This window comes from Peptoniphilus sp. KCTC 25270 (assembly GCF_021012875.1).
Taxonomy (GTDB): domain Bacteria; phylum Bacillota; class Clostridia; order Tissierellales; family Peptoniphilaceae; genus JAJMZJ01.
Genome location: NZ_JAJMZJ010000001.1, coordinates 81,253 through 94,484 on the forward strand (window position 1 = coordinate 81,253; position 13,232 = coordinate 94,484).

Here is a 13,232-nt window from a genome sequence, read left to right on the forward strand (position 1 = left end):
TCACCTTATTTTTCCAAAGAAATAGGGGTAAGAACCGTTCCTTCTTTATCTAGAATTTGCCATTGAAGATCTTCTTCCTCTAAAGAAAAAGCAAAGGCATATTCTCCGTCTTTTTCAATGGAAAAAACAAGGGACTCCTCTGGAGTTTCTTGTGGAAACTCATAGGCATAATCCGCTTTTGGAAGGAATGGATTTCCTACAGAAATCATTTCTTTTTCACTAGATAAAACGTGGCTGGCATGGTGTTCAATATCATCGATTCCATTGCCTAAATCCAAAAACGCAAAATCTATGGTTCCGCCCTTTGGATAGGTTGTTTTTAGGGTATATTCTCCCGCTGGCAATTGGTAGGCATAGAGCTGGCCAATGTCGTGGTGATGATGGTCGTGATCGTGGTCGTGTTCTGGGTTTTCAGCCATTGCATTGTGGCTGTGATTGTTTTCCATAGAGTGGTTGTTTTCTACTTGGTTTTCGATTGGATTTCCTATATTTTCCATACTGTTGTTTTCTGCTGGGCTATTTCCCGTAGTACAAGCGACCAAAGATAGGCCAAGCAATGCGACTCCTAATGTTTTTGTGTGTTTTTTCATTTTGTACTCCTTTTGATTTGTTTTTTCGCCTCTTCTATATTTCGAGGAAGATCCTCTTTTTCTTCAAATAGAGAAAGAAAAAAGGGTTTTTCCAATTGCGTTTTCTCATAAATTTCGTTATTTCTTAAAATTTCTAAGGTTTTTCCGTACTCTAAAATTTCTCCTTGATCTAGGACGATAACCGAATCGGCCCATTCGTAGGCCAAATTCATATCGTGGGTGGAAAAAATTAACGTGTGTTGGTTATCAATCCACTGATCCAATAAATTTTTCAGTGCCTTTTTATTAGGCGGATCCAAACCGGCGAAAGGTTCATCGGCCACCAAAAGTTTTGGATTGAGAACGAGAAGGCCAGCCAGGGCTACGGTTTTTTTCTGTCCTAAACTAAGTTGATGGGGAATTTTTTCCAATAGATTTCCTAAGGAAAGTTTTTTAGAAATTTCCTTTATTTTTTCACGGATTTCTTCCCTTGAATAGCCGTAATTTTCCAAACCAAAAGCCAAATCTTTTTTCACAGTAGAAGAAATGAGCTGATGGTCTGGATTATCAAATAAAAATCCAATATGTCGGCGAAGGGTTTTTACGTTTTTCTTCTCCATTTTGGTATCCCAGAGGAAAATTTCTCCTTCTTGAGGGAGAAGAATCCCGTTAAAATGGGAAAGGAAGGTTGTCTTTCCGCTTCCGTTTCTTCCCACAAGAGCGATTTTTTGTCCTTCTTCCAATTCCAAGGAAATATTCTTTAAGGTAGATGTTTCTTTGGGATAAGAATAGGAAAGATTTTTAATTGTAATAGACATGGAAAAATCTCCTTTCCCAAAGAAGAAATAGAAGGCAAATGGCCACAAAAGTAAGGAAGAGAAGGGTATAAGAAGGATTCCAAATGGAAGAATCCTTTGATTTCCCTTGAAATCCTCTTGCTAACATCGCTTGATAGATTTTTTCGCTATGATCGATGCTGTGGAGAAAAAATCCCCCCATCCATTCTCCTGTAGAAAAAAGTCTTTGGAAAAGTGGACGTTGGAGAAACCCGCGAGAGTGCAAGGCCTTTTGGCTGATTTGGAGTTCTTGCCATAGAGAATAAAAATAGCGAAAGCTTAAGACAAAAATCTGGTTCATAAAGGGGGGAAGTCCAAGAGATAGAATCCCATTTATCATTTCAATGGGACGATAAAATCGAATCAAAGAGCCTAAAATCAAAGCGGAAATCAAAACTTTTAGAAAGATCCGACTTTGAAAAAGAAAGGCCACCTCATTTCCTGTATAGAAAGAGATTCCTGCAAAAATTCCCATAAGAAGTAAAAAGGGAAATACGGGAAGAATCTGTTTATGAACAAAAAAATCCTTCGTTATCCCAATAGAAAGGACAAGGGAAAAACCAAGGAAGAGTAGCAATATTTCCAAAGATAAAATCGAAGATAGAAAAAATAGGAAGACAAAAGAAAGAGCCAAAGTTTGTCCAGATTTCATGGTTTTCATCCTTTCCTAATATTTAGATTCTTCGAAAATAATTGAAATGTGCTATCAAATTTGTTTTTTAATATGGAAATGATATCAAAATTCTTTTATTTTGTCAAAATTTCTCTCTAAAAGGGGAAGAAAAGAGAAATAGGGTAAAAGGGAAAATAGGAGGAAGAAATATGAAAAAATTTATTCGAAACAGATGGACACTGGTAATTGCATTTGTTATAGTACTTCTACTAAATTATTTATCATCAGCAGGGATTGTACTTCCTTATTCTCAAAAAGAAATTTCGGATATGTATTATAATTTGTACGCTCCGGCTGATTTCATTTTCAGTATTTGGGGTGTAATTTATTTAGGTGTAGTATTTACAATTTATCGAGAGTTTGGAAAATTTCCTAATTCTTTTCAAGAAGCATTTAGGAAACGATTAAAGGGATTGTTTTTGGGTTGGATGATTTGTAATATTTTTTGGAATATTACATGGAACTTGAACTTCTTGTCAATCTCTTTTGTATGTATTTTTATTTACACTCTTTTATTGTATTTTGCCAATGAAGAAGTAGCAAAAGATCACATTCTGTATAGAGAAAAATGGATGGTTCGCTATCCAATTGGATTACATTTGGGGTGGCTAATTCCTGCTAGTTTTGCCAATCTCTTTACTTTATTGGTAAAATGGGGAATGAATGGTGTTGGGACCTTGGCTTGTGTATTGACCTGTTTAGCAATTATAATAGTTGTATTTACCGTTATTATTATTGCTGTTCGCACAAAAAATATAGCTGTGGCAATTCCGTCCTTATGGGCTTTGATTGGGATTGGCGTGAAAAATTTTGGTTTCACAGACTTTGCCTACCCAGAGCTTTCTGTGGCTATCTCAGCTTCAATATTCTTTGTATTAGGTATTGTTGCTCTAATAATTTTCTATCCTAGAAGAGAAAGTTATAACTAAAATAAATGAGTATTTATTTTACCGTTTTTTGTATTGAGGATTGTGTTAGAATAGGAAAGAAGATATATTGAGATATATTTGAAAGGAGTTTTTATGAAGTTTAATTTGAATAAAAAAGGTGGAGTAAAAGTACATTTTGTTCCTAAGGGAGAAAGTATTGACTCGCCTGTTTTTGTTTGGGCAAAAGAACACGAAAAATTTGAAGGAAAAGGCGGCCAATTGGTTTATTTCCCAAAAGTAGAGGGAGAGGCAGAAATTCTATTGGGCGTAGGAGATGTAGAGGAACTAAGCCTTTATGATTTGCGTGCCTGGGCCAAAAAATTGGCAAAACTTCTTCAATCCAAAGGAGAAACCGAAGTAGAACTTTCTCTAATTGACTTAAAAGTTTGCAATCGTAAAGTTCTAATGGCGATTTATGAAGGATTCCGTCAAGTGGAATATCGTTTCTTGAAAAAAGAAGAAGAAGTTCCTGCAGAGATTACAGTAAACTATACTGCCTTCAAAGGACCAGAAGAAAAATTAATGGAAGGTTTGAATCGAATCCAAGGCCAATTGGACGGGGTATTCTTTGCCCGTGATTTGGTAAACGAAACGTCTAACGTTATTTATCCTGAAACCTTGGCACAAAAAGCCGTAGAAAATTTATCAGAAGTAGGGGTAAATGTTACAGTTTACGACAAAAAACAAATTGAAGAAATGGGAATGGAAGCCTTTTTAAGCGTTGGAAAGGGATCCGACAACGAACCTCGTTTTATTGTAATGGAATACAAAGGAAATCCAGATTCGAAAGAAGTAACTGGTCTTGTAGGAAAGGGATTGACTTACGATAGTGGTGGATATAGTATCAAAACACCTGGCGGCATGGTAACCATGCATTGCGACATGGGTGGGGCAGGAACCGTTATTGGTACCATGTATGCCTTAGGAAAAACCAAAGCCAAAGCCAATGTTACCGCTGTAGTAGCCGCTTGTGAAAATTTAATTTCTGGTCATGCTTACAAAACGGGAGATATTATTTCTTCCTTATCTGGAAAAACCATTGAAGTAGTAAATACGGACGCAGAAGGCCGTATTACATTGGCTGATGCTATGTATTATATTACCAATGAATTGAAAGTAGACCGTGTTATTGATTTGGCTACTTTAACGGGAGCGGTTTTATCAGCTCTAGGAGAAGAGTATACAGGGGCATTAACCAACAACCAAGAATTCTTTGATAATTTCCAAAAAGCAGCGGATTTAGCGGGAGAAAAAGTATGGCAATTGCCAAATGATGAAGCCTTCAAACGCGGTTATAAATCCAAAGTGGCCGATTTCAAAAATTCAGGGGGACGAAATGCCGGAACCATTACAGCGGGCCAATTTGTAGGAGAGTTTGTTGCCAACGATATTCCTTGGATTCACTTGGATATTGCAGGAACGGCATATCTATCCAAAGAAAACGCTTATTTACCAGAACTTGCCACAGGGGTTCATGTAAAAGCTCTTTACAATTTAGTGGCGCCAATGGACGAATGCTAAAACAAAAGAAACCAAGAGGGAAATCCTCTTGGTTTTTTATTTTGGCAAAATGTTTTGTCCGTTTTGATACAATTGTTCTCGCACTTGTTCTAAGGGAAGATGTTTTTCCTTGGCGATGGATTCCACAATCATTTTAATGTAATCTGGTTCTCCATAGATTCCATTGACCCATTCCACGGAAGTGGCGCCGTCGGTTTCGGAAAGAATTCGATCCAGTGGGAGGATTTGCAATAACTCGCTCGTAATTTTACTATAGCCAACATCAGGGCCAATGGTAAAATAACAGCCTTCTTCCAAATATTTTTCCACCAATTCCAAAGGTCCACTATACCAATGAATAACAGGAGTGGGGACGTTATATTTTTGAAGTAGGGACAGGATTTCTAATTCGGCTCCCTTGGTGTGAATATTGGGAAATTTTTGGTATTCTTCCGCCTTTTGTAAGAAGAATTCAAAAACTTCTTTTTGTTGGGGATAATATTCTTTCTGTTCCGCCCAATAAAAATCCATGCCAATTTCCCCAATAAAATCGCAAGAGGAGAAATAGGGTTCTAAGGATTTTAAGTTGTTTTCTTTTTTGACTTCCCAAGGATGAATCCCCAAACCAATGGAAATAAGGGGATGATCCGAAAAAGTTTCTTTTAATGAAAGATATTCTTCTAAATTCATAGAAACAAAAAGAGTATGGATTTTTTCTTTTTCTAAAATGCTAAGGGATGTTTCCTTGTCTTTATAAAAAGAATAATGGTCGTGAAAATTAAAATACATGATTTCCTCCTTCCCTTCCTATACTATAGTATGTACTTATGTTATAATAAAAGCAACAATTGAATCATTCACTGGGGGAGCGTAAGCTGAGAGTTCTTATGGAACGACCCTTTGAACCTGATATAGGTAAAACTAGCGTAGGGAAGTGTGTTTTTTGACTCGAACTTTCCAAAGGTTGGAGTCTTTTCTATTTTATGGGGAGGTTTTTATGAATTGTGCATTGGCATTGCAAACATTGCCACAAGTAGACGACACCAAAGAATTGGTGCGAATTGTAGACGAAGTGATAGCATATATTGAATCTACGGGATTGGAATATTTTGTTGGTCCCTTTGAAACCACAGTAGAAGGGGATTTGGACCAAATTATGGATATTATCCGTAAAAGCCAAGAAATCGCCATTCGCGAAGGAGCGCCTATGGTAAGCTCTTATGTAAAATTGGTTTATAGTCCAGACCAATCCATTTTAACAACGGATGAAAAAGTTTCAAAATATCACGAATAGAGCGCAATCTCTTTCTGGGATTGTAGGGATATTGCTTTTGTGGACGTTTCTTTCTGAAACGGGGATTGTCAATTCCTATATGTTGCCAAGTCCTATTGATGTAATCAAAGCCTTAATTCAAGATGCGCCTTTGCTTATAGAACATGGAAAAGTAACATTATTGGAAGCTTTTATTGGGCTATTTTTGGGGATTCTTTTGGGATTTTCCATGGCTCTTTTAATGGAATATTTCAATCCTTTGTACAAAGCAATGTATCCTGTTTTGGTTGTAACCCAAACTGTCCCAACGGTGGCGATTGCCCCATTGTTGGTTCTTTGGTTTGGCTACGACATCCAAGCAAAAATTGTTTTAATTGTTATCGCTACGTTTTTTCCTATTACAGTAGGAGTTTTGGATGGATTCAAATCGGTGGATCCGGATATGATTAAATTGTTTCGCTCTATGGGAGCGAATCCTTTACAAATTCTTTGGCATGGGAAATTGCCCCATGTAAAGTCTTATTTTTTTGCCAGTCTAAGAATTTCAGCGGCCTATGCAGTAGTAGGAGCTGTAATTGCAGAATGGCTAGGAGGTTATAGTGGATTGGGCGTTTATATGACTCGCGTTCGAAAATCCTATGCCTTTGATCGAATGTTTGCTGTAATTTTATTAATATCTGTATTAAGTGTACTCTTGATGAAACTGGTAGATTGGATTCAAATTTTGAGTATGCCTTGGATAAGAAAACACAGAGGGGATTGAGATGAAAAAAATATTGTCCGCTATATTGCTTGCGGGTGCTTTTATTTTTGTAGGATGTAGCAATGGAGAGATGGCAAAGACAGAAGATGGAAAAGAAATGCACTCTCTACAATTGGTATTGGATTATACGCCAAATACAAACCATACGGGAATTTATGTAGCTGATGCTTTGGGATATTATGAAGAAGAAGGAATTGATTTGGATATTGCCCAACCGCCAGAAGGAGGCGCGCCTGTTTTGGTAGCTTCTGGAAAAGCACAGTTGGGAATTGATTACCAAGATACCATCGCTTCGGCCTATGCCCAAGAAAATCCGTTGCCTGTTACAAATATTGCGGCTTTGGTTCAACACAATACATCTGGAATCGTATCTTTGAAAGGAAATGGAATGGATCGTCCTAAGGGGATGGAAGGAAAAAGATACGCAACTTGGGGTATGGAAACAGAACAAGCCATGGTAAAAAATGTAGTGGAAGAAGATGGGGGAGATTTTTCAAAGGTACAATTGTTGCCATCGAATTTCACCGATGTGTTTACAGGTTTAGGAAATGAAGCAGACGCCGTATGGATTTTTTACGGATGGGATGGTGTAGCTGCAGAAGTAAAAGAGGTTCCGATTGACTATTTCGCCTTTAGAGATATCAATCCAGTATTTGATTATTACACACCAACCATTATTGCCAATAACGAATTCTTAGAAGAAAATGGCGAGTTAACCAAAGCCTTTTTACGAGCAACAAAAAAAGGATATGAATATGCCATTGAAAATCCAGAAGAAGCAGCGGATATTTTATTAAAAGCCAGTCCAGAGTTGGACCGCGACATTGTAGTAGCGAGCCAAAAATATTTGAGCAAAGAATATATTGCCGATGCAGAAAAATGGGGATATATTGACAGCGCTCGTTGGAACGCATTCTATCAATGGTTATATGAAAACAAATTGATTGAAAGTGAGATAGAAGATGACTTTGGATTCACCAACGAATTCTTACCAGAATAACGCCGTCTTAACCGTAGAAGGGGTTATGAAATCCTACCAAAACATTCCCACCATTGAAGACATCCATCTTCAAGTAAAAGAGGGCGAAATTGTTTCTCTTTTGGGTTTAAGTGGAGTAGGAAAGACAACCCTTTTTAACGTAATTTCTGGAGTAGGAATTCCCGATAAGGGAAAGGTATTTTTCCAAGGAATGGACGTAACGGGAAAGCCGGGACATATTAGCTATATGTTACAAAAGGATCTTTTGATTGAACAAAAAAACATTATGGACAATGTGATTTTGCCTTTGATTCTAAAGGGAGAGAAGAAATCTTTGGCCCAAGAAAAGGCGAAAAAACTTTTGCCCATGTTTGGTTTGGAAGGATATGAAAAATCCTATCCCAATGCTTTATCAGGAGGAATGCGTCAACGGGCCGCCTTTTTGCGAACTTACTTTGCCTCAGAGGAAGTGGTCTTATTGGACGAACCCTTTAGTGCCTTAGATGCCATAACAAAAAAGCAAATGCATAAGTGGTACCAAGAAATGAGTGAAACCTTAGGTCTTACAACGCTTTTTATTACCCACGATATTGATGAAGCCCTTTTGTTGTCCGATCGCATCTATTTAATGACAGGGTCCCCAGGACGAATTTCCTTTGAATTGCCTTTGAAAAAACGAGATGGGGAAGATTTTTCCCTTACGCCAGAATTTTTAGAATACAAAAAACAAATCCTAAGAGAATTGGGGTTGGAATAGAAATGCGACTTCTTCGGAAGTCGTATTTTTTGTAGAAAAAAAGAAAAATACACGGATTTTTCTTCAATCGACCGAAATTCCCAAGAAAGGGTATAGGTATAGGGAAAGCACGAAAAGAAAGAGAAAGTAGAGGATTTATGAATAATACTTGGAATTTGCTTACCACCAATGGAGATTTTTTTCTTCGGCTATTTATAGAACATTTACAAATTGCTGGTACATCTATTTTTATTGCCAGTATATTGGGTCTAGCCATTGGGATACTGATTACTCGATACGAAAAAATTGCGGAATTTGTATTGGGATTTGTGAACATTGTTTATACGATTCCATCCATTGCCCTTTTGGGAATTTTGGTAGCATTTACAGGAATTGGAAACACGACAGCCATTATTGCTTTAACGATTTACGCTTTATTGCCAATGGTTCGTAGTACATATACAGGAATCAAAAATATTAATCCGAATATTATTGAAGCAGCTTATGGAATGGGGAGTACAGACCGAGAAGTTTTAACAAAAATTACTTTGCCCTTGGCCCTTCCTGTTATTATGACGGGGTTAAGAAATATGGTAACTATGACCATTGCTTTGGCAGGAATCGCTTCTTTTGTTGGAGCCGGTGGACTGGGAGTCGCTATATTTCGTGGAATCACCACCAACAAAACAGAGATGATTTTAGCCGGAAGTATTTTGGTGGCGTTATTGGCTTTATTGTGTGATTTTATTTTGGGAAGAATAGAAAATCGCATAGAAAATCACAAGAAAGTATATGGAAAGATTCTCATCCCCTTAGCGGCTCTTTTATTGATTGTACCTATGGTGCTTTCTAGTATTTCTGGGAATAGAACCATTCATATTGCAACAAAACCAACAACAGAAAATTATATTACAGGACAGATTACAAAACTTTTAATAGAAGAAATGACGGATTTAGAACCCATTGTTACAAGTGGCGTTGCTGGGGGAACTTCTAATATTCATCCCGCTATGGAAAAAGGAGATTTTGACATCTATACAGAGTATACGGGAACGGCTTGGCAAGTTATTTTGAAACGAGAAGATCATTACGACGAATCAAAGTTTGAAGAGTTAAAGCAAGCCTATGAAGAAGAGTGTGGTTTGACCTTTGATGGAATGTTTGGTTTTAACAACACCTATGGAATCGCCGTATTGAATTCTGTTGCGGAACGTTATAATTTAGAAACATATAGCGACTTAGGAGCCGTATCTTCTGCCTTAACCTTTGGAGCAGAAGCCGACTTTTTTGAAAGAGAAGATGGGTATCAGGCTTTGGTAGATACCTATGGATTTGAATTTGGAAGTATTTCTGATATGGATGTTGGACTAAAGTATAAGGCGATTCAACAAGAAGAAATGGACGCTATGGTTATTTATACAACCGATGGGCAACTTTCTTCTACGGATGTAAAAGTTTTAGAAGATGACAAAAAACTCTATCCTTCTTATTTGGCTGGAAACGTAGTTCGAATGGATACCTTAGAAAGCCATCCCGAATTGCAAGAGGTTCTAGACGCTATGGATGGATTGATTGGAGAAGAAGAAATGATTGAAATGAACAATAAAGTAGAGTCTTTGGGAGAAACCCCAGAGAATGTTGCCAGAGAGTTTCTTCTTTCCAAAGGAATGATAAAAGAGGAGGGAAAAAATGGGAATTGAATATAAAAACGTAACGAAATCCTATGGGGATCGGATGATTATTCCTCCTTTTCATTTAGAGATTCATGAGGGAGAATTTTTAACCATTATTGGAGAATCTGGCTCAGGGAAGACGACGATTATGAAAATGATCAATGGATTGGTGGAACCTGATTCTGGGGAAATTCAAATGAATGGAGAAAATATTGCCAATATGGACATGATTCAGCTTCGCCGGAAAATAGGCTATGCGATTCAAGGAAATATTTTGTTTCCTCATTTAACGGTAAAGGAAAACATTGCCTATGTTCTTCGACTTTTGGGAAATTCAGAGGAAAAAATCGATGAAATTGTAGAAAATTTGTTGGAAATGGTCAATTTATCCATAGAAGAAAAAGAAAAATACCCCTCGGAACTTTCCGGTGGGCAAAAACAAAGGGTGGGGATTGCCCGTTCCATAGCAGCTTCTCCTGATGTTTTATTAATGGATGAGCCCTTTGGTGCCTTAGATGCCATAACAAAGCATCAGCTCCAAAAGGAGATGAAAGCCATTCACAAAAAGTTGGGAACGACCATCGTCTTTATTACCCATGATATTTCGGAAGCCTTAAAGTTGGGAACGCGGGTTATGGTTATGTCTAAGGGAGAAATTCAGCAAATTGGAACGCCTAGAGAAATTGTAGAAGAACCAGCCAATGAATACATTCAAGAATTAATTGAAACTGCTTTTATCCGCTGGGAAGAAGAAGTGTAGCCATGTAAAAAGGCCCCCGAAATTTCGGGGACCTTTTTTTGTTTATTTTTCGTAAGCCAAAGCACCGTTGACAAAAGTTTTTTCTACGGTAATGTCTTTGATTTCCATGGGGTCACAAGTAAAAATATCTCGATCCAAAACAATAAAATCGGCATAATATCCAGGTTTTAATCGTCCTTTTCGATCTTCAACGCCTTCCATATAAGCAGATTCTAATGTATAAGAATCAATGGCATCTTCCACAGAAACTCGCTCTTCTGGATAAAATCCGCCCTCTGGGAATCCGTTGGTTTTCTGACGTGTTACGGCAGAAAAAATACAAGGGAATGGATTTAAGTCTTCCACGGGAGAATCGGTACTATAGGCCGTATGGGCTCCATAGATATTTTTCATAGAATGATAAGCGTAGGAAGTAGAAGCAAGTTCTGGACCAACGCGATCTTCCATCATAGTAATATCATATTCTAAGAAAATAGGTTGATAACTGACAACAATATCCAAATCGCCAATTCGCTTCATCAATGGTTTGTCCGTAATTTGGCAGTGAACCAAAGTGTGGCGAAGAGAATTTTTCCCGTCCTTAAAATGTTTTTCGTAACTATCTACAACCGTACGAATGGCCTCATCTCCAATGGTATGAACCAAAAGTGGGATGCGTTTTTCTTCTGCAAAAGCACAAAAAGCATCCATATCTTCCTTGGAAATGGCCTCGACGCCCTTAGTACTTGGATCATCATAATAAGGTTTTGACAAAAGAGCCGTTCTTGCCCCTAAAGAACCATCCTTAAACAATTTAATGGCCCCTTTTTGGTAAACATCGTCATAAATATCTTGGTAATAATATTTTTCAATGTATTCCTTTAATGTGTCCATTTGGTTGAAATTAAATTGAGGGAAATAACGCATAGGCGTTTTCTTTTCCTTATAAATCTTTTGAATCACAGAAAACATAGGGTCCCAATGGTCCGCCATCATAATATCGCAAGATTGAACCGTTGTAACGCCATTTTTTAAGGCATAATCAGCAGCCAATAAGAATTTCTTCTCAATTTCTTCTTCGCTATCCTGTGGGACGATGGAACGAGCTTCAATGGCCGCATTTTCTGTGAAAACGCCTAACATTTCGCCGTCCTCTTCCCGATAGATTTCTCCTCCGGGAATAACCTTGTCCTTATCCCAACCCAAAAGTTCCAAAGCCTTTGTATTCATACTAATAACATGAACGCAAACACGCTCTGCTACAATGGGAACCTCTGTAGAAATTCGGTCCAAATCGTGGCGATTTACAGAGCGTTTTTCTCCCTCTTCAAAATAATCTTGATTCCATCCTCTACCAACAACAAAAGATAGATCTGGATTTTCTTCTATATATTTTTTGCCTCGTTCAACAATTTCATCGATGCTTCTAGCACCGTTTAATTGAAGTTGCGCCAAAGCATTTCCAGTAATATATAGGTGTAGATGGGAATCGTTAATCCCCGGAATTACGGTTTTTCCTTCTAAATCTACAATAGTATCTCCTTTTGAAGATTTGATTTCATCGTTGGTTCCGACGGCAATGATTTTCTCATCCTCAACAGACATAGCTTCAACAAACCGTCCCTGTTCCACGTAAATTTTTCCATTTATATATTTTGTAATCATCGATTCATCCTTTCTTCTCAAAGATTACCTTAAAGTATATCATAAATTGGCATTTTATTGAAATAAAGCAAAAAAAACAGCCCGAAGGCTGCTTTTTATAAATCCATAAGGGTTGTAGTAAATTCCTTCACCTCTTTGGCAATGTTGTCTTTTTCCTCTAAAATTTCTTCATTGGAACTAGATAAACTAATCGTAGCGAAACAATCTCCTCTGCGATTGAGAATCGGGAAGGCAATAGAGCCAATTCCATCGCTAATTTCACCAATTTCCAAAGCATATCCTTGCTTCTTTATTTCTTGCATTTCTTGGAATAGAATTTCAGGGTTTGTCTTAGTAGATTCGGTATATTTTGTTAAATTGGTTTCTTCTAGGTATTCGTGTTGCAATTTTTCGCTTAGAGTAGAAAGATACGCTTTTCCAGAGGAAGTAGCGTGGAGAGGGAAAGGAGTACGGGAACGCGTCATCAAAAGATAGCGAGAGTTATCAGGGACTTCTGTATAAAGGGTAAAAAGTCGCCCTGAAGAAATCATATTTAAGCGTACACTCATTAAGTATTCATTGGACAATTTTTTCAAAAAAGGCTGAATTTTATGTTTTGTATGATAAATAATTTGTTCTTCTACAAGCTCTGCTTTAGGAACATAAGCAAGGCCTAAGCAATAGCTATTGTCTGAAGAATCGTGAGACAAATAATGAAAATGAACAAGAGTATTGACCAAACCTCTTGTGGTATTAATGTTTAGATGAACCATTTCTGTAATATCATTTAGGCTAAGACGAGGGTGCAATTCATCAAAACAATCCAATATAGCAAAAGCTCGCTGTAATGATTGAATAATTCTATGATTTTTTTCCATATTTATTCCTTCTTTCCTAGGGTTGACTTTATTATACATG

At 37.5% G+C, this 13,232-nt stretch carries 14 protein-coding genes and 1 riboswitch; of the genes, 8 read left to right on the forward strand and 6 right to left on the reverse strand.

The genetic code is table 11. The features are described from left to right. Positions 1–5: 5 nt before the first annotated feature. The 3 genes from LQU94_RS00385 to LQU94_RS00395 are packed head-to-tail and all read right to left on the reverse strand — an operon-like array spanning position 6 to position 2,057. A complete protein-coding gene (locus tag LQU94_RS00385; protein ID WP_230634001.1) occupies positions 6–590 on the reverse strand; it encodes a hypothetical protein in 585 nt (194 codons plus the stop codon). Continuing rightward, entirely contained in the window at positions 587–1,387 is an 801-nt protein-coding gene (locus LQU94_RS00390) for an energy-coupling factor ABC transporter ATP-binding protein (RefSeq protein WP_230634004.1), read from the reverse strand. The genes LQU94_RS00385 and LQU94_RS00390 overlap by 4 nt, the downstream gene beginning before the upstream one ends. After that, the gene (locus LQU94_RS00395) at positions 1,371–2,057 is read right to left on the reverse strand and encodes an energy-coupling factor transporter transmembrane protein EcfT (protein WP_230634007.1); all 687 of its coding nucleotides are present in this window, start codon (positions 2,055–2,057) and stop codon (positions 1,371–1,373) included. Before LQU94_RS00395 ends, LQU94_RS00390 begins: the two co-directional genes overlap by 17 nt. Positions 2,058–2,227: 170 nt before the next feature. Here LQU94_RS00395 and LQU94_RS00400 point away from each other — a divergent pair, with 170 nt between their 5' ends. Both LQU94_RS00400 and LQU94_RS00405 read left to right on the forward strand, forming a co-directional pair. After that, the gene (locus LQU94_RS00400) at positions 2,228–3,007 is read left to right on the forward strand and encodes a hypothetical protein (protein ID WP_230634010.1); all 780 of its coding nucleotides are present in this window, start codon (positions 2,228–2,230) and stop codon (positions 3,005–3,007) included. A 93-nt stretch (positions 3,008–3,100) separates the two neighbouring features. Further along, positions 3,101–4,528, forward strand: coding sequence for a leucyl aminopeptidase (locus LQU94_RS00405; protein WP_230634013.1), 1,428 nt, complete (start codon positions 3,101–3,103; stop codon positions 4,526–4,528). Positions 4,529–4,564: 36 nt separating this feature from the next. Here LQU94_RS00405 and LQU94_RS00410 read toward each other — a convergent pair whose 3' ends face one another. Continuing rightward, positions 4,565–5,296, reverse strand: a complete 732-nt coding sequence (locus LQU94_RS00410) for a TatD family hydrolase (protein WP_230634016.1) — start codon at positions 5,294–5,296, stop codon at positions 4,565–4,567. A 63-nt stretch (positions 5,297–5,359) separates the two neighbouring features. Continuing rightward, positions 5,360–5,457, forward strand: a riboswitch (TPP riboswitch). 47 nt (positions 5,458–5,504) lie between these two features. Here LQU94_RS00410 and LQU94_RS00415 point away from each other — a divergent pair. The 6 genes from LQU94_RS00415 (at position 5,505) to LQU94_RS00440 (ending at position 10,691) form a co-directional block, all read left to right on the forward strand. Then, positions 5,505–5,801, forward strand: a complete 297-nt coding sequence (locus LQU94_RS00415) for a thiamine-binding protein (RefSeq protein ID WP_230634019.1) — start codon at positions 5,505–5,507, stop codon at positions 5,799–5,801. A 37-nt stretch (positions 5,802–5,838) separates the two neighbouring features. Next, positions 5,839–6,543: an ABC transporter permease gene (locus tag LQU94_RS00420; RefSeq protein ID WP_230634022.1), complete on the forward strand. Its 705-nt coding sequence runs from the start codon at positions 5,839–5,841 to the stop codon at positions 6,541–6,543. Between the two features lies 1 nt (position 6,544). Next, the gene (locus LQU94_RS00425) at positions 6,545–7,543 is read left to right on the forward strand and encodes an ABC transporter substrate-binding protein (protein WP_230634025.1); all 999 of its coding nucleotides are present in this window, start codon (positions 6,545–6,547) and stop codon (positions 7,541–7,543) included. Further along, positions 7,506–8,279: an ABC transporter ATP-binding protein gene (locus tag LQU94_RS00430; protein ID WP_230634028.1), complete on the forward strand. Its 774-nt coding sequence runs from the start codon at positions 7,506–7,508 to the stop codon at positions 8,277–8,279. Before LQU94_RS00425 ends, LQU94_RS00430 begins: the two co-directional genes overlap by 38 nt. Before the next feature lie 137 nt (positions 8,280–8,416). Beyond that, complete coding sequence (locus LQU94_RS00435) at positions 8,417–9,958, forward strand: ABC transporter permease/substrate-binding protein (RefSeq protein WP_230634030.1); 1,542 nt, start codon at positions 8,417–8,419, stop codon at positions 9,956–9,958. Beyond that, positions 9,948–10,691, forward strand: a complete 744-nt coding sequence (locus LQU94_RS00440; RefSeq protein WP_230634033.1) for an ABC transporter ATP-binding protein — start codon at positions 9,948–9,950, stop codon at positions 10,689–10,691. The genes LQU94_RS00435 and LQU94_RS00440 overlap by 11 nt, the downstream gene beginning before the upstream one ends. A gap of 42 nt (positions 10,692–10,733) precedes the next feature. Here the strand turns inward: LQU94_RS00440 and LQU94_RS00445 are convergent, their stop codons facing one another. Further along, positions 10,734–12,335, reverse strand: coding sequence for an amidohydrolase (locus LQU94_RS00445; RefSeq protein ID WP_230634036.1), 1,602 nt, complete (start codon positions 12,333–12,335; stop codon positions 10,734–10,736). A gap of 95 nt (positions 12,336–12,430) precedes the next feature. Continuing rightward, the gene (locus LQU94_RS00450) at positions 12,431–13,192 is read right to left on the reverse strand and encodes an IclR family transcriptional regulator (protein ID WP_230634038.1); all 762 of its coding nucleotides are present in this window, start codon (positions 13,190–13,192) and stop codon (positions 12,431–12,433) included. Between the last annotated feature and the right edge of the window lie 40 nt (positions 13,193–13,232).